Source organism: Terriglobales bacterium, assembly GCA_035543055.1.
In the GTDB taxonomy this organism is placed as follows: Bacteria; Acidobacteriota; Terriglobia; order Terriglobales; family Acidobacteriaceae; genus JAIQFD01.
Genome location: DATKKJ010000242.1, coordinates 1 through 15,825, shown reverse-complemented (window position 1 = coordinate 15,825; position 15,825 = coordinate 1). Strand labels below are relative to the sequence as shown.

General features: G+C 63.7%; 16 protein-coding genes. 7 read left to right on the top strand and 9 right to left on the bottom strand.

The features are described 5' to 3' along the window. From VMS96_15485 to truA, 7 genes are all read right to left on the bottom strand, one after another. Nucleotides 1–215: hypothetical protein (locus VMS96_15485; protein ID HVP44831.1), on the bottom strand; the 215-nt coding region annotated here is incomplete at its 3' end. A 62-nt stretch (nucleotides 216–277) separates the two neighbouring features. Further along, nucleotides 278–1,537, bottom strand: a complete 1,260-nt coding sequence (locus tag VMS96_15480) for a M20/M25/M40 family metallo-hydrolase (GenBank protein ID HVP44830.1) — start codon at nucleotides 1,535–1,537, stop codon at nucleotides 278–280. Between the two features lie 90 nt (nucleotides 1,538–1,627). Continuing rightward, nucleotides 1,628–2,065 carry an ATP-binding protein gene (locus VMS96_15475; protein HVP44829.1) on the bottom strand — a complete coding sequence of 146 codons (438 nt, stop codon included), beginning with the start codon at nucleotides 2,063–2,065 and terminating at the stop codon, nucleotides 1,628–1,630. Between the two features lie 18 nt (nucleotides 2,066–2,083). Then, complete coding sequence (locus tag VMS96_15470) at nucleotides 2,084–3,340, bottom strand: LeuA family protein (GenBank protein HVP44828.1); 1,257 nt, start codon at nucleotides 3,338–3,340, stop codon at nucleotides 2,084–2,086. 48 nt (nucleotides 3,341–3,388) lie between these two features. Next, complete coding sequence (locus tag VMS96_15465; GenBank protein ID HVP44827.1) at nucleotides 3,389–3,790, bottom strand: hypothetical protein; 402 nt, start codon at nucleotides 3,788–3,790, stop codon at nucleotides 3,389–3,391. 162 nt (nucleotides 3,791–3,952) lie between these two features. Further along, complete coding sequence (locus VMS96_15460) at nucleotides 3,953–5,524, bottom strand: succinic semialdehyde dehydrogenase (GenBank protein HVP44826.1); 1,572 nt, start codon at nucleotides 5,522–5,524, stop codon at nucleotides 3,953–3,955. After that, a complete protein-coding gene (truA, locus tag VMS96_15455; GenBank protein HVP44825.1) occupies nucleotides 5,524–6,282 on the bottom strand; it encodes a tRNA pseudouridine(38-40) synthase TruA in 759 nt (252 codons plus the stop codon). The genes VMS96_15460 and truA overlap by 1 nt, the downstream gene beginning before the upstream one ends. Before the next feature lie 204 nt (nucleotides 6,283–6,486). On the opposite strand from truA, the gene VMS96_15450 reads away from it, so the two are divergent. The 3 genes from VMS96_15450 (at nucleotide 6,487) to VMS96_15440 (ending at nucleotide 11,226) form a co-directional block, all read left to right on the top strand. Then, nucleotides 6,487–8,508, top strand: a complete 2,022-nt coding sequence (locus tag VMS96_15450; protein HVP44824.1) for a TolC family protein — start codon at nucleotides 6,487–6,489, stop codon at nucleotides 8,506–8,508. Nucleotides 8,509–8,596: 88 nt separating this feature from the next. Continuing rightward, nucleotides 8,597–9,358, top strand: coding sequence for a glycosyltransferase family 2 protein (locus VMS96_15445; protein HVP44823.1), 762 nt, complete (start codon nucleotides 8,597–8,599; stop codon nucleotides 9,356–9,358). 68 nt (nucleotides 9,359–9,426) lie between these two features. Beyond that, nucleotides 9,427–11,226 carry a methylmalonyl-CoA mutase family protein gene (locus VMS96_15440; GenBank protein ID HVP44822.1) on the top strand — a complete coding sequence of 600 codons (1,800 nt, stop codon included), beginning with the start codon at nucleotides 9,427–9,429 and terminating at the stop codon, nucleotides 11,224–11,226. A gap of 1 nt (nucleotide 11,227) precedes the next feature. On the opposite strand, the gene VMS96_15435 is transcribed toward VMS96_15440, so the two are convergent. After that, a complete protein-coding gene (locus VMS96_15435; protein HVP44821.1) occupies nucleotides 11,228–12,142 on the bottom strand; it encodes a cysteine hydrolase in 915 nt (304 codons plus the stop codon). Here VMS96_15435 and VMS96_15430 point away from each other — a divergent pair. The 4 genes from VMS96_15430 to VMS96_15415 all read left to right on the top strand — a co-directional run bounded on the left by VMS96_15430 (nucleotide 12,131) and on the right by VMS96_15415 (nucleotide 14,367). Further along, nucleotides 12,131–12,373: a hypothetical protein gene (locus VMS96_15430; GenBank protein ID HVP44820.1), complete on the top strand. Its 243-nt coding sequence runs from the start codon at nucleotides 12,131–12,133 to the stop codon at nucleotides 12,371–12,373. The two genes, VMS96_15435 and VMS96_15430, sit on opposite strands and share 12 nt — an antisense overlap. A 121-nt stretch (nucleotides 12,374–12,494) precedes the next feature. After that, the gene (locus tag VMS96_15425) at nucleotides 12,495–13,100 is read left to right on the top strand and encodes a DNA-3-methyladenine glycosylase (GenBank protein ID HVP44819.1); all 606 of its coding nucleotides are present in this window, start codon (nucleotides 12,495–12,497) and stop codon (nucleotides 13,098–13,100) included. A gap of 122 nt (nucleotides 13,101–13,222) precedes the next feature. Continuing rightward, the gene (locus VMS96_15420; GenBank protein ID HVP44818.1) at nucleotides 13,223–13,645 is read left to right on the top strand and encodes a cobalamin B12-binding domain-containing protein; all 423 of its coding nucleotides are present in this window, start codon (nucleotides 13,223–13,225) and stop codon (nucleotides 13,643–13,645) included. Further along, nucleotides 13,642–14,367, top strand: a complete 726-nt coding sequence (locus tag VMS96_15415; protein ID HVP44817.1) for a hypothetical protein — start codon at nucleotides 13,642–13,644, stop codon at nucleotides 14,365–14,367. The genes VMS96_15420 and VMS96_15415 overlap by 4 nt, the downstream gene beginning before the upstream one ends. Nucleotides 14,368–14,889: 522 nt before the next feature. Here the strand turns inward: VMS96_15415 and VMS96_15410 are convergent. Next, the coding region (locus VMS96_15410) for a hypothetical protein (protein HVP44816.1) at nucleotides 14,890–15,825 on the bottom strand (936 nt) is incomplete at its 5' end.

Below are 15,825 nucleotides of genomic sequence, written 5' to 3'. Positions count from 1 at the left end.
TCGTTGAAGCCCGGCATGACGAAGCGCCCGCCAAGATCAACGACCCTGCTGTCCCGCCCCTTAAGGGCTTTGATCTGAGCATCGGTCCCGACCGACAGGATGCGGTCGCCGCGTACCGCCATCGCCTGCACGCGCGCGACTTCGAGTGTGCCCTTGGGCACGTCGGCGCGGGTGCCGGTGTAGATGACACCGTTGACAAAGATCGTGTCCGGCACCAAGGCCTCCTTCTGAGCGAAGGCGTTCAAGCTGAACAAGAAAAGAACCGCGAGAAGAGTCCTCATTCCGTTTCCGGCTCCGGCAACCCGGCGAGCGCCGTGACCGCCAGCAGAATGCGCTTCAGCCCGAGTTCCCGCTGCGTGGGGTCGTACCATTCGTGCACGGTGTGGGCTCCGCCGCCGCTGCCGCCAGCCCCGGTGCTGATCGCCTCCTTGTGCAGCGACATGGGAATGTTGGCGTCGGTAGAGGCGCGGTGCAGGCGTGCGCTATTCCCCAGGTGCTGGTCCACGGCGCGCATCACCTGCAGGATGTAGGCGCCGGGCTCCAGTTCGGCGGCCGGCCGGTTGCCGATCAGCCGGATCTCGTAGCTGACGTGCTCGCCGTGGTCCTGCACCCGGGCGTGGGCCTCGGCGATGGACCACGCCACGGCCTCACGCAAGGCCCGCTCCACCAGGTCGATGTTCTCGTCCAGCGCCGAGCGGATGTCCACCCGCATGGAGGCGCGCTCGGGGATGGAATTCACGGAACTGCCGCCGCTGATCACGCCCACGTTGCAGGTGGTCTTGGGCTCGGCAGGCAAGGGAGTCTGGGTGAGCTTGACGACGGCGCGGGCCAGCACGGCGATGGGGTTGGGCATGCCGAAGTCGCTCCAGGAATGCCCGCCCGGTCCGTGGATGGTGACCTCGAAGCGGCGGCTGCCCAGTCCCTGGGTCACGATGGTGTCGGTGGCGGCGCCGTCGAGCACGACGGTATAGCCGATGATGTCCTTCCAGCGCGGATGGGAGAAGATGTGCCGCATGCCGCGCAGGTCGCCCTCGCCCTCCTCGCCGACATTGCCGATGAACAGCACGCCCGCGGCGTGTGGCACGGCCGCCGCTTTCATCGCCGAGGCGATGGCCATCATGCCGGTCACCCCAGCGCCGTTGTCGGAGATGCCGGGGCCGAGCAGACGCTCGCCCTCGCGCCGTACGTTCAGCAGGGTGGTCGCGGGAAAGACGGTGTCGATGTGTGCGGTGAGGGCGACCAGCGGGCGCAACGGATCGCTGCCGGCCAGCAACCCGAAGACGTTCCCCACTTCGTCCACGTGCACGTCCTCCAGCCTGATCTCGGAGAAGCGGGCGCGCAACCATTCCCCGCGTGCCTCTTCCCCGAAGGGCGGGGCCGGGATGCGCACCAGTTCGAGCTGACGGTCGCGCAGTTCATGCTCGTGAGCGCGGAACCATCCGAAGGCGGCATGCACCGCCGGCAGCGCCGCCAGGCGCTGGATCTGCTGGCGGACGGTGGGCGCAACCGATGATTCGGCGATGCGGTTCGGGGACATAGCGAAAGGGAAATCATACAACGGAGGTCGCAAGTCGTGAGTCGCAGGTCGCAAGCTCGCGACTTGTGACTTGCGACATGAGACTGCCGGCTAGAACTTCGTCAGGTGGATCTCGGTACCGTTATTCTCCCAAGTCACTTCATCGAGGAGGGCCCTGATCATGTGCAGCCCGCGGCCGTGGTCGGAGAGCAGCCCGTCGGCGGTGACCGGACTGGGGATGGTAGCGGGATCGAAGCCAGGGCCGGGATCGCGCACCACGATCTTCATGCCTTTGCGTTCCCCGCAGGAAAGGGTGACGTGAACGGTCTTGGCGGGGTCGTTCCGGGCGCCGTAGCGGACCGCGTTGGCCAGCGCTTCCTGCAGGGCCAGCGCGATCTCCATCTCGTGGCCGCGCACCACGCCGCGCTCGACCAGCAGGTCGGTCACTCGCTGCACCACGGCGCCGATGGCGTTGACGTCGCCGGGCATGGTCTCGTCCAGGCAGACCTGGAAGCCCTGCGCAGCGCCTGGGTTCTTGTCGGGTGACATTCGGGAGATTGTAGTGCGCTAATCGCTGCTGCCGACAGCAGAATTCTGGCAGCACTCAAGGATCTCACTATCGGTCAAGGTACGCTCCGACGCCTTGGCCTTGCGGTAGATGCGGTCCACCAATTCGTCGGTCACGGCGATACCCCGCCGCTCCAGCCAAAAAATAATGTTCGACTTGCCGCTCATGGGGCCGACGTCGATCACCTGCTCCAGGCCGAAGAAGTGCGCCGGCACACCCGAGTACACGCTGTTGGCCAGTTCCAGGTCGTTCTTCTTCAGCGCCTTGATGACGGCGGCGGCGTGCACCCCGGTGGCGGTGCGGAAGGCGTCCTCGCCGATCACCGGGTAATTCTTGGGGATGGGAACTCGGGTGGCGCGGGCCACCGCCTCGCAATACTCCTTAAGGCGGGTCAGGTCCTGGCGCACCCAGGGCTCCACGCCCATCAGTTTCAGGTTCACCAGCATCAGGTCCATCTGGGTGTTGCCGACCCGCTCCCCGATCCCGTTGGCGCAGGCGTGGACGCACTCGGCGCCCGCCGCCAGGGCGGCCAGGGAATTCGCCACCGCCAGGCCGCGGTCGCAGTGTCCGTGCCAGTCCACGCGGATGGTCTCGCCCGACGGCTTGACCACTTCCTCGATGATGAACTTGACCAGCGTGAACACTCCCATCGGCGTCGCATGCCCACAGGTGTCGCAGATCACGATGGCGCGGGCGCCGTTCTCGATGGCGGTCTTGTACAAGCGCTTCACCGTCTCGGGATCGCAGCGGGTGGTGTCTTCGGTGACGTACATCACCTCCAGCCCCAGCGAGCGCGCATACTTCACTGCCTTTTCGGTGGTCTGGAGCAGGAAGTCGTCGGTCCAACCCTCGGTGTAGCGCCGGATAGGGCTGGAGCCGAGGAACGTCGCCGCCTCGATCGCCAAGCCGGTGCGCTGCACGATGTCGGCGATGGGGCGGATGTCATTCTCGTGGGTGCGGGCGGCGCAGTTGCCGCGGATCTTCATCCGGTTGCGGACGATCTCGCGGGCCAGGGCTTCGACCGATTCGACCGCGCGTGGTCCGGCGCCGGGCAATCCCAGGTCGAGGGCGTTGATGCCCAGCTCCTCCATCAGGTGGAGGATCTCGATCTTCTCCGCCAGCGAGGGATCGCGCACCGAGGGGGATTGCAGGCCGTCACGCAGCGATTCGTCGTTCAGCAGGACGCGTCTGCCCGCGGGATAGAACAGCCCGTGGTGGACGTTGTTCCAATCGTAGATCAGCTTGTCGCGATCCAAACTTCCCCCACCCTGGATTGGATGCCGAACCGCGGTCCCCGGTATTCGTCAGCCTTTGGGCAAGGCGTCCTTCGTTGCCTTGTCCTTGTCCGCCGCCGCCGGCGTGCCCTTGTCCTGGTCGGTCTTGGGCGGAAGCGTCAGCCCGAAGACCGAGACCTGTCCCTGTCCGGCGACGTTCAGGCCGTGCGGGTCCTCGGGATTCGGCAGGTACAGCGTCTTGCAGAACTCGCAGCGGTAGATCTCGCCATCGGGACCGAGCGCCCTGGCCACGTCGCCACACTGCCGCTCCTTGACGTCGGCGGTGTAGAACCAGCGCTTCAGGTGGCCGCCACAGAGCTTGCCCTTCTCGTCCTTCTCGTTGCAGGAGCGCTGCCCGGGCTTCTTCAGCTTGAGCTTGTGATTGGGAAGCTGCTGTTGCAGTTCAGCCTGGTACGCGGTGTTGGTGGCCACTCGTTACCTCGACGTCGAAAGTTGCGTCAACGGTGCATTCTATATAAGCGCCGAAACCATGTCACTTCCGGTGGTGACCTCCCGCACAGCACTTCTTCCGCAACTAAACAAAGGATCGTCATCCCGACCGAGTACGGTAGTCCGAGTGGAGGGACCTTGTGTTTACAACCGTCCCTTGCGGAAAAATGCGCCCACGGCGCGCAGGCCGCCAGAGAGGCGCCGCAGGCCATGGCCGAACAGGAGATCCACGAAGCCTCGCATCTGCTGCGAGAACTCCGCCCCGTAGCCGAACCACCACACCTTGCGCAGGCCCGGCAGCAGGTCGGAGTCCACGTACTTGACCTGCACCATCTCCTCCAGCCCGAACCGCCCGTGGCTGCGCCCGATGCCGCTGGCCTTCATGCCGCCGTGCGGCGCTTCGCTGATGCCGAAGCAGGTCAGCACATCATTCACCATCACCGTTCCCGCCTGCAGCCGCTTGGCCAGCGCTTCGCCGCGGGCGCGGTTTGACGTCCACACGCTGGCCGCCAGGCCGAACTCCGAATCGTTGGCCAGCCCCACCGCTTCGTCGTCGGAATCGAACGGCATCAGCGGCAGCACCGGGCCGAAGGTCTCTTCGCGCATCAGACGCATGGAGTGATCGACGTCGGCGATGACGGTGGGCGCGAAGAAGTTGGGCCCCAGTTCGGGCAGCCGCCTGCCCCCGGCCAGCACGCGAGCTCCGCGCGCGCGCGCCTCTTCGATGTGGGCCTCGACGGTTTGCAGCTGCCGCTGGTGGATCATCGGCCCCACGTCGGTCTCAGGGTCGCGGCCGTTGCCTACGCGCAGGGACTCGGTCTTCCGCACGCACGCCTGTACGAACTTCTCGTAGATGCTGCGATGCACATAGCAGCGCTCCACCGAGAGGCAGGCCTGCCCGCTGTTGACGAAGGCCCCCCACACCGCACCGCTGGAGACCACTTCCACATCGGCGTCGTCGAGGACGATCATGGGGTCTTTGCCGCCGAGTTCCAGCACTACCGGGACCAGACGCTGGGCGGCCGCCTGCGCCACCCGCTTTCCGGTCGCCACGCTGCCGGTGAAGATCAGCTTGTTGACCGCGGAAGCGGACAGCGCGGCACCTGTCGGGCCCTCTCCCACCACGACCTGCAGAACGTCGGACGGCACACCCGAAGCCAACAGAAGTTGGTGCAGCTCCAGCGCGCAAAGGGGCGTGAACTCCGACGGCTTGAGCACCACCGTGTTGCCCGCTACCAGCGCGGCCAGCACCTCGGCGGCGGGCGTGGAGAATGGATAGTTCCAGGGGGAGATGACCCCGATCACGCCGTATGGCTCGCGACGCAGCCACGCCCGCTTGCTTTTCATCACCGGGTTGCCGTGGGGTATCGGCTCATCCCGCAGAAGTTCGTGGGCATTCTCCATCAGGAACGTGGCGGTATCGAGCACTACCAGCACTTCGGTCAGCAGCCCTTCGGTCACCGGCTTGCCGGCCTCGCGCGAGATCAGCTCCGCCACCGCTTCTTTACTTTCGTACAGGCGCCGCTGGAATGCTCTCAGGGTCGCTGTGCGCCGGTGGACACCGAGCCGCTCCCACTCCGGTTGGGCAGCGCGGGCCCTCTCGACTGCCGCCCGTACATCCTGGGCGCCGGCGACCTCCAGCTCCCGCAGCAGTTCGCCGGTGGCGGGATCGAGCACCGCCAGGCGCTGGGCCGTGATCTGCGCTTCGGTCGCCATCAATACTCCACCGATACCAGGTAGAGGCCGCTGGCGGGAGCGGTCGCGCCCGCGGCGGAACGGTCTTTGGCATCCAGGATCCGCCGGAAGTCCGCCGTGCTCAGGCTTCCCTTCCCCACTTGCAGGAATGTTCCCACCAGGTTGCGCACCATGTGGTGCAGGAATCCGTTGCCCTTCGCGATATACACCAGCTCATCTCCCTGCCGCCGCTCCCAGCGGGAGAACGAGATGGTGCGCACCTTCGGCCTCTCCTCTTCCTCGCAGGCCTTCTCCGGATCGACCGCCGCGAACGACGAGAAGTCGTGCTCGCCGAGCACCACGTTGGCGGCCGCCATCATGGCCGGCTCGTCCAGCGGATAGGGGTGATGGTACACATAGCGGGCCAGGAAGGGCGGGCAGATGTCGCCACGATAGATGCGATAACGGTAGGTCTTCGCCTTGGCCGACTTGCGGGCATGGAAATCGGGCGCGGCCTCTTCCACCGTGCGCACCCGGATAGCGGGCGGCAGCAGGTCGTTGAGCGCGGTCACCAGATGGGCGGCCGGGATCGGGGATTCGATGGCGCAACTGGCCACCTGTGCCAGCGCGTGGACTCCGGCGTCGGTCCGGCCCGAGCCCTGGGGCAGCGTCCGGGTGCCGGTGACCCGCTCGATCGCGTCCGCCAGCAGCCCCTGCACGGTGGGCCGGTCCGGCTGCACCTGCCAGCCGGAAAAGTCGGCGCCGTCGTAAGCGATGGTCAGCTTCAGGTTTCGGGTCACGCGTGCCCGGGCAGCTTTCCCGCGACTTTCGCCGCTGCCCGTCGTTTATACTATCCCACTTCCGTGAAAGGGTCGTCTCCGGTACGCCGGGTGCGGCGCGCCGATTTTGGAAACCTCCGGGACGCGGTTTGCGTATGTATCGGGTGACGAATCGGTCCCTGATCAGTCTTACTGCAGTTAGCCCTGATTTCGTGGAGAAGAAGCATGCGTCTGTCGCGTTCGTCGTCTGTGCGTCTGCTGGCCCTGTTCCTGTTAGTCACCGGCTTGGCCGGGGCGCAAACCGTGGATTTTTCCAAAGGTATCTCCCATGTGCCCAACCCGCTGGGACCATACATCCCGCGGAAGGTGCAGGAGCCGGTGTTCACCAACGCGCCGCGCATCGACCAGTTGGTCACGAACGGCCAGTTGATGCTCTCGTTGAATGACGCCATCGCGCTGGCACTGGAGAACAACCTCGACCTGGCCATCGCTCGCTATAACCTCTCCATCGCCGATACCGACATCCTGCGCGCCAAGGCGGGCGCCACCATCCGCGGCGTCTCGACCGGTGTGGTGCAAGGCACCCCGGGCGGCGGCGTGGGCGGGTTCGGCTCAGGCGCGTCGGGCGCGGGCGCGGGCGGCACCTCGACCGGAGCGGGCGGCGCCGGCACGGGCGCGGCCGGACAGGTGCTCACCACCACCGGCGTAGGCGCCAACGTGCCCTCCTTCGACCCGATCATCACCTCGACCCTGAGCATCGAGCACCAGACCTCGCCGCTGCCTAACAGCATCACCACCGGCATTAACCGGCTGCAGCAGAATTTCGGCACTGCGAATTTCAATTACTTCCAGGGCTTCGCCACCGGCACGACCATGAATTTGGCCTTCAATAACCAGCGGGTGGCGACCAATAGCCTTTTCTCGGTGATCAATCCGGACGTCAGCAGCAACTTTCGCCTGACCGTGAGCCAGCCGCTGCTCTCCGGCTTCGGATTCCTGCCCAACATGCGCTTCATTCGCATCGCCAAGAACAACCGCGAGATCTCCGACATCGCCTTCCGCCAGCAGGTGATCACCACCGTCACCCAGATCCAGAACATCTACTGGGACCTGGTGAACGCCTATGAGGACACGCGCGCCAAGGAGCGCTCCCTGGCCCTGGCACAGAAGACCCTGGGGGACAACAAGAAGCAGGTGGAGATCGGCACCCTGGCGCCCATCGAGATCACGCGCGCCGAATCGGAAGTTTCGACCCGCGAAGGCGACCTGATCGTCTCCCAGACCACGCTGCAGCTGCAGCAGCTGCTGATCAAGAACGCCGTCTCGCGGAACCTGAGCGACCCGGCGCTCGCCGCCGCTCCGGTGATCCCTACCGACACCATGACCTTGCCGGCGCAGGAGCCGGTGATCCCGGTTCAGGACCTGATCTCGGACGCGCTGGGACACCGTCCCGAACTCGCCCAGTCGCGCATCGACCTGACCAACCGCACGATCAACAGGAAGTCGGCGGCCAATGCCCTGCTGCCTAGCGTCAATCTGGTCGGGTTCTACGGGAACTCCGGGCTGGCCGGGCATACCAATCCCAACTGCGCTCCCGCCGGCAGCCCCGAATGCACCCCTCCACCTGATTTCGTGGGTGGCTGGAGCAGCGCGGTGGGCAGCATCTTCTACCACACGTACCCGGATTACGGGGTCGGGGTGACGGTCAACATCCCCATCAAGAACCGCGCCGCCCAAGCCGACCAGGTGCGCTCGGAGCTGGAGTACCGCCAGGCCCAGATGCGCTTGCAGCAGCTACAGAACCAGATCGTCATCGAGGTGCGCAACGCGCAATTCTCGGTACAGCAGAACCGCGCCCGCGCCGCCGCCGCGCAGGAAGCGCGCCGCCTCGCCCAGGAGAGCCTGGAGGCGGAGCAGAAGAAGTACGCCCTGGGCGCCTCCACCAATACCCTGGTGCTGCAAGCGCAGCGTGACCTGGCGACCGCGGAATCCAACCTGGTGACCGCCATGTCGGCCTATGAGAAGGCGCGCGTCGAACTCGACCGCTCCGTCGGGCGCACGCTGGAAGCCATGGCGATCTCCATGGATGATGCGGAGAGCGGCAACGTGAAGCAGATGCCGGCGGTGAAAGGCATCACCCCGCGCACCGACCTGAGCACGCAGCCCATGCCGGCCCAGCCGCAGGGGCCACCGGTCCAGTACCAGCCCGACCAGCCGGCGCCCCAGCAGAACCCGGAACCGAAGTAGCTAGTAGCGGGTAGTCAGTAGCTAGGCCCGCGCCAGAGCGGGCCTTTTGTTTCTCCTAACTACTAGCTACCAGCTACTATCTACTGCCGTGACGCTCTCCGTCTGCTACATCACGCTGAACGAAGAGGCCAACCTGGCGCGCACCCTGGAGAGCGTCCGCTGGGCGGACGAGATCATCATCGTGGACAACGGCTCCACCGACCGCACGGTGGAGGTCGCGCGCGGCTTCGGGGCCAAGGTCTTCAACGAACCGTGGAAGGGCTACGCCGCCCAGCGCAACTCTGCCCACGACAAGGCGACCGGAGACTGGGTCCTCACCCTGGGCGCCGATGAGGAGGTCAGCCCGGAGCTGGCCGACGAACTGCGCGCCTTTCTGAAGAGTTCGCCGCAAGACGGAACCGCCGGCTACCAGGTCAAACGCAAGAACCTTATTTTCGGGCGCTGGCTGCGCTACGGCGGCAACTGGCCCGACTACGGGTTGCGCCTCTTCCGCCGCGGCCAGGGACGCATCCCCGAGCGCGCGGTGCACGAGACGGTGCGGGTCGAAGGCCCGGTCGGACGCCTGCGCGGCCCGCTCATCCACCACGCCTATCCCACCATCGCCAGCTACATCGAGCACATGGAGCGCTATTCGACACTGGCCGCCGAACAGATCGTCAAAGACCACAGGCAAACGTGGTTCTGGTTCGACGTCTGGCTGCGCCCGCTCTTCTTTTTCAAGTGGAACTACTTTTTCCGCCTCGGCTTCCTCGATGGCCGCGAGGGGTTCCTGTTCCACTTCTACCACGCGCTGTATGTGAGCTGGAAATACGCCAAAGCGTGGGAGCTGACGAGGAAATCCGTGGGGTAGTTCAGTGACCGCCCTCTCTTGCCTGCTCTCGAGCATCTCTATATCCTTGAGGGTCAATCCTGTCTTTTATGGCTGAGAAGAAGACTTCCAAGCAGGTCGCCGAAAGCCCGATCCACGATATCTTCGAGAACCGTCACCCGTCGCCCTCGGAGAAGCAGTGGGCGGAGAAGACGCTCGGCCCGTCGCTCGAAAAGCAGCCGGAGAAGCCCATCGGCGCGCCCACCGGCATCAACAAGGACGAGGCCGGCAACGCCCGTTTCACGACCATCTCCGGCGAGCCGGTCCGCCGCCTTTACACCCAGGCCGACCAGCCCGAGGACTGGAACTACGAGCAGTACCTGAACTATCCGGGACAGCCGCCCTACACCCGCGGCGTCCACGCCTCGGGCTACCGGGGCAAGCTTTTCACCATGCGCCAGTTCTCTGGCTACGCCTCGCCGGAGGAGACCAACCAGCGCTACAAGTTCCTGCTGGAGCAGGGCGGCGGCGGGCTCTCCGTCGCCTTCGATCTGCCCACGCTGATGGGCTACGACTCCGACCATCCGGCCAGCGAAGGCGAGGTCGGCAAATGCGGCGTCGCCATCGATTCGCTCGAGGACATGGAGATCCTCTTCAACGGCATCGGACTGGAGAAGATCACCACCTCCATGACCATCAACTCGCCGGCCTCGGTGCTGTGGGCGATGTACCTGGTGGTCGCGGAGAAGCAGGGCGCCGACTGGAAGAGGCTGGGCGGCACCATCCAGAACGACATCCTCAAGGAATACATCGCGCAGAAGGAATACATCTATCCGCCGGCGCCCTCGATGCGCCTGGTGATCGACACCTTCGAGTTCGGCGCGAAATTCACGCCCAAGTGGAACACGGTCTCCATCTCCGGCTACCACATCCGCGAAGCCGGCTCGACCGCGCTGCAGGAGCTGGCCTTCACCATCTACGACGGCGTGGAATACGTGGAGTGGGCGCGGCGCCGCGGCCTCGACGTGGACGAGTTCGGTCCCCGCCTCAGCTTCTTCTTCAACGCCCACAACGATTTCTTCGAGGAGATCGCCAAGTACCGCGCCGCCCGCAAGATCTGGTACCGGCTGATGAGGGACCGCTTCGGCGCCAAGAACGACCGCACCCGCCTGATGCGCTTCCACAGCCAGACCGCGGGCGTGTCGTTGACCGCGCAGCAGCCCATGAACAACATCGCGCGCGTCGCCATCCAGGCACTCGCCGCCGTATTGGGCGGCACCCAGTCGCTGCACTGCGACGGCTACGACGAGGCCCTGGCCCTGCCGACCGCCGAGGCCGCGCGCATCGCTCTGCGGACGCAGCAGATCATCGCCTACGAGTCGGGCGTCACCCAGACCATCGACCCGCTGGGCGGTTCCTACTTCCTGGAGAAGATGACGCTCGACATGGAAAAGGGCGCCTTCGATTACTTCGACAAGATGGATGCGATGGGCGGCATGGTGAAGGCCATTGAGCGCGGCTTCCCTCAGAAGGAGATCGCCGAGGCCAGCTACCAGTACCAGCGCGCGGTCGAGGCCGGGGAGAAGATCATCGTCGGCGCCAACCAGTTCACCGTGGACGAGCCCGAGCCGCAGAACCTCCTCTACATCGACGAGTCGGTCGGCCGGCACCAGTCGGCGAAGCTCAAGGCCCTGCGCGAACGTCGCTCGAACGACGAAGTCCGCCGCCGCCTCGACGCCCTCAAGCGCGCCGCCGCCCAGGAGCCCGAGGCCGGCGCCAACGGCAACATCTCGCCAGCGAACACGATGCCTTTTATCGTGGACGCCGTGCGCGCCTATGCCACCGTGGGCGAGATCTGCGAAGCCCTCAAGCAGGTTTATGGGACGTACACGGAAGTCAGCATCACGTAGGCTACGCGCCGGTCTGCGCGACGGCTACCGGCACTGCAAGAGCGCGCACGAACTCGCCGGAATCGCTTACCCACGCGAACAAGGTCTGCATCGCCACCAGGGAGGCCTGATGGCAACTGGTGGGCAAGTCCTGCCCGATCGGCTCCGCCATGCAGTCTTCGAGCAGAAGGCAAGCGTAGTCTCGGAACATCGCATCCCGCACGGTCGATTCAACACAGATGCTGGTGGTACATCCGGTGACGACCAAATACCTGATCCCTTTCCGCTGCAAGAGACTGTGGAGCTCGGTCTCATAGAAACCGCTGAAGCGGTGCTTCCACACGACATCGTCGGACGGCCCGGGCACCAGCTCCGGAAGGATCTCGGTGTTCCAGGTGCCCCTCACGAGCAGGCGGCTCGGCGCACCGTTCGGTGCCAGAACGCTCTTCCCAACTCCAAAGAACAAATGACGAACACGATTGGGCGCATCCACTGAGCCAAGGTCGGAGAGATCGGGTTGAAACCCCATCTTCAGATAGACGACCTTCATGCCCGAGGCCCGCGCAGAGTCGAGCACGCGCTTGGTAGGGGCGACCGTGCCCTGGATACCCCGGATGTCCACCCCCGCACGCTCGAAAATGCCGCCGGCGGCACCGAAATCGTTTTGCATGTCGACTACCAAGACAGCGGTGCGGGCCAGATCCAGCTTGATGGGGTGTGGCTTTGCCCTGATTGTGACCGCCTGGTTTCCCATATTATCCGTTCCTGCCATCTCTCTCACCCTCTGTGAATATTGTAGTTCGGATCGAATATGCACGGCCTTCCACCAAGAAACGAAAGCTTCGAGATGAATCTTGTCCACCTCGGCGACGCCGTATTGGTATAAAGTTTGAAAATCGAGACAGTCCAGCCAGAGGGAGCGCCGATGGCCGATCATCGCGTGAAGTTCACTGTCCCATACCGCGACCTGGGTCGCTCGGACATCGAGTTCAAGATCTACGCCGCCGGACGCCGCGGGCGGCGCATCCGCCACATCATCGGCACCCTGCTGGTCTCCCACGGCGCCATCGAGTGGCGCTCGCGCAAGAAGCACAAGAAGATCACCCTCGACTGGGACGACTTCGACCGCTACATGCAGGAGCGTTTTTCTTCATCCCGAACAAGGTGAGGGATCCCTACCCTCTGGCATTCTCTTGACGATAGGCTCCCTCGCTGCGCTCGGGATGTAAGAAAAAAGCGGCGGAAATCCTGAATCTTTCTCTGCGCGCTCTGTGTCTCTGTGGTGAGCTATGAAGCAAGCCATCGCCCACCTGAAACAAGCCGACCCGATCCTCGCCGCCATCATCACCCGCGTCGGCCCGCTCAAGCCGCGGTATGCGCCGCCCACCTTCGAGAACCTGGTGCGCTCCATCGCCTACCAGCAGCTCAACGGCAAGGCAGCGGCCACCATCTTCCAGCGCTTGGCCGACGCCTGTGGCGGGGCCATCGATCCCGCGGCGCTGGAGAAGCTGAGCGACGCCGACCTGCGCCGGGTGGGGATGTCGAAGCAAAAGTCGTCCTACTTGCGCGACCTGGCGCACAAGACCAATACCGGCGAGATCGACTTCGCCCGGCTCCCCGAGCTGCCGGACGAGGAAGTGATCACGCAGCTCACCAAGATCAAGGGCGTGGGCACGTGGACGGCGCAGATGTTCCTGATGTTCGCCCTGCGCCGGCCGAACGTGATGCCCACCGGCGACTTTGGCATCAACCTGGCCATCCGCAAGGCCTACCGCATGCGCAAGATGCCCAAGCCCAAGCGCGTGCTGCAGATCTCCAAGAAGTGGCAGCCCTACTGCTCCCTGGCCTGCTATTACCTCTGGCGCTCCATCGATGGAGACAAGAAACAGGATTGAGTAATCGGGGAATCGGGGAATTGGGTAATTGAAAATCGCTCCGAGCTAAATTCCTCAATTACCCGATTACACAATTACCCAATTACCCAATTACCCGATTGCGTGTTGTATCCTGTACGTTCATGTCAGACGCAAAGAAGATCCGTGTGCTGGTGGCCAAGCCGGGCCTGGACGGCCACGACCGGGGCGCCAAGGTGATCGCCCGCGCCCTGCGTGACGCCGGCATGGAAGTCATCTACACCGGACTGCGGCAGACGCCGGAGATGGTGGTCAGCGCCGCCCTGCAGGAAGACGTGGACGTCATCGGTCTCTCCATCCTCTCGGGCGCGCACAACGCCATCGTGCCCCGGGTCCACGACCTGCTGCAGCAGAACAAGATGGAAGACGTACTGCTGCTGGTGGGCGGCATCATCCCCGACCAGGACATCGAAGGTCTGAAAAAGAACGGGGCCACCGGGATCTTCCAGCCCGGCACGCCGATGGATGAGATCATCGAGTTCATCCGCAAGAACGTGAAACCGCGCAGCGTGCCCGCCGCGGGATGAGCCCTGCGTCATCCAAACCTGCCTTCCTCGAAAAAGCGCCCGGCCCGACTCCCTGGTACTGGGAACGATTTCCCGTCATCGCCGGAGCATCGAAGCGCCGGTTCGGGTGGCGCTATCATGGAGACAGCGGTGACCTGCCCTACCTGGTCACCTTCGAACCAGCAGACGAACCAGGGAAACCGCTGCTGGCACTCAACTCATACTGCACGCCGTTCCTCGTGCCACCTGCGAATCTCGGCATCTGGTGTCCCGAGGGACGCAATGTGCGCCTGCTCGCCTTCGCTCCCGAACGACTCAAGCCGTTCTCGTATCTCGACATCGCCGGCTGGTTCAAGAGCTCGAACGAGCGCATCTACTCGGCGACCGAACCGCTGGCGGAGCTGGAGATCAGCGCCGTGCTGCCGCCGGGCACGCATCCCCTCGATGTGCCCGCCGGGCTGCACACCGTGGACGAGGTGCTGGCGCCGGTGTTGTACCCAGCGAAGCAGCCGGAAGACGCCGCCTATGCCATCCACGCCATCTATCTGCAGGCGGGACTGGTGGAGGTGCTGCCGCAGAAGTGGTTCACGCTGGGCAAATCGGACATCGGCTACCAGTGGATCACCCGCGCGGTGCGCGACCCGAAAACGCATCGCATCTGCGGCGACGGCTTTCGCATCGCCGCCTTCGAGCTGGACGAGAGCGGAACCGACATCGCGCGCTGGCTGAGCGAAGGCGTTTGATCGGGCTCATCGGCGAATCTGAGATTGCAGACTGCAGATTGGGACCCACCCCCACCCCCTCCCCCTGATCTGTTGAAATAAAGGACTTAGCGACAGAGTTGTTGCAAAGTCGTTTGCTATCAACGCGAGTTCCGCAAAATCCGTCCAACAAAGGACTTAGGAAGACCCTTCGCGAGCTCAGGGTCTCGGCGGCGGGCTCAGACGCCCGCCAATCGCCTCGAGTTAGCAGCGCCAGGTTTCAAAGAACGGACGAGCGGCGACCGTAGGGCCGCAACTCTATTATAGCGCTTGGGTCAAGTGGAAAATTAGCTGAAAGCTATAATCAGGATTTTGCACGAATGGATTCAATGGGTTAGGAGGCCAAAATTCTTTCTGCGATTGTGGTCGATCCCACCCTTTGCCGCGGCAAAATCGGCCGCGTCAAAGGATGGGCCACCCGCCGAAGGCCGGGCCACCCGCCCAAAGTGTTTTCGGTTGACATCCCCTTCTGTAGAACCCGCCAGCCCCGTTCCTATTTGTTGTTCAGGGCTTCTTGCCGACTTCTATTTTCACAACATCTGGATCGCTGCTTTCGCGCTCTATCATCACTGGCTGGAATTCCTGCATTGGTGAAGTGTGTGATGAAAGACAAAGACTAAGAGTTAACGCCGCCCGAACCGACGGCTCCAAAATCCGCAACTCGGGTGTATTAGCAGCGTTTTCGCAACCCAACCCCAATACTCGTTTCGGTTGGGTGTGCGTTCTTGACGCAGCCCAAATGCGCACGCCAGTGCCTATGGTGTACCGAACGGGGATTTGTTCGTTACGACTAGTAGTAATGCCCATGTACGGTTCCATGCCGGGAGGCGTAGTTTTTACTCTGATCCACCCTGCATTTTCTAAAGCACCATTGATCTGCAAGAGAAACGAGCCGGCCTCCTCATCTCCGAAAACACCGGAGAAACGATACTTCGCCCCCTTGAATGCGCCCAATACGGAAATGAGTTCGGGAATGTTGGCTAGGGTTCTAGGAGACTTGAGGCGATTAAGCTCCGCTTTAGCTTCCACTGCTTGCTTTAACGCTTCGGCCAGGTGCGATTCAGCCTCGGCGGCCTGCTTCTTAGCGGATATGATGTCCTTTTCAAATGAGTCCGCCTCTTGGCGTGCACCACGGGCAAGCTCCAGCGCGTTTCCCGCTGACGTCGCCGCTCTATCCGACAGGTTTCCTGCGTTGCCTGCTGCTGTCTCGGCGCGAGACGCTGCACCAGCCGCTTCCTTAGCAGAAACTTTGGCAATCCCCGCTTCTTTAGTGACTTGGGCGAGTTCTTCGTCGGCAATCTTTTGGAGATGCCTGGAAAAGAGAAAAATTCCGCCATCAGCAAGCAGTTCTCCGGCGACGCCGATAATTACGCACATCTCGAAAATCCTGACGTGCTTCTTCCAGCGGTCAGAGCGGGAACACTCTCCAACAAGCCCGAC

What these genes read in the sequence shown, in the direction of transcription:
- VMS96_15420 (HVP44818.1), top strand. Translation starts at nt 13,223, where the DNA reads ATGTCAGACGCAAAGAAGATCCGTGTGCTGGTGGCCAAGCCGGGCCTG.
- VMS96_15430 (HVP44820.1), top strand. Translation starts at nt 12,131, where the DNA reads ATGGCCGATCATCGCGTGAAGTTCACTGTCCCATACCGCGACCTGGGT.
- VMS96_15480 (HVP44830.1), bottom strand. Translation starts at nt 1,537, where the DNA reads ATGTCCCCGAACCGCATCGCCGAATCATCGGTTGCGCCCACCGTCCGC.
- VMS96_15475 (HVP44829.1), bottom strand. Translation starts at nt 2,065, where the DNA reads ATGTCACCCGACAAGAACCCAGGCGCTGCGCAGGGCTTCCAGGTCTGC.
- VMS96_15460 (HVP44826.1), bottom strand. Translation starts at nt 5,524, where the DNA reads ATGGCGACCGAAGCGCAGATCACGGCCCAGCGCCTGGCGGTGCTCGAT.
- VMS96_15415 (HVP44817.1), top strand. Translation starts at nt 13,642, where the DNA reads ATGAGCCCTGCGTCATCCAAACCTGCCTTCCTCGAAAAAGCGCCCGGC.
- VMS96_15425 (HVP44819.1), top strand. Translation starts at nt 12,495, where the DNA reads ATGAAGCAAGCCATCGCCCACCTGAAACAAGCCGACCCGATCCTCGCC.
- VMS96_15440 (HVP44822.1), top strand. Translation starts at nt 9,427, where the DNA reads ATGGCTGAGAAGAAGACTTCCAAGCAGGTCGCCGAAAGCCCGATCCAC.
- VMS96_15450 (HVP44824.1), top strand. Translation starts at nt 6,487, where the DNA reads ATGCGTCTGTCGCGTTCGTCGTCTGTGCGTCTGCTGGCCCTGTTCCTG.
- VMS96_15435 (HVP44821.1), bottom strand. Translation starts at nt 12,142, where the DNA reads ATGATCGGCCATCGGCGCTCCCTCTGGCTGGACTGTCTCGATTTTCAA.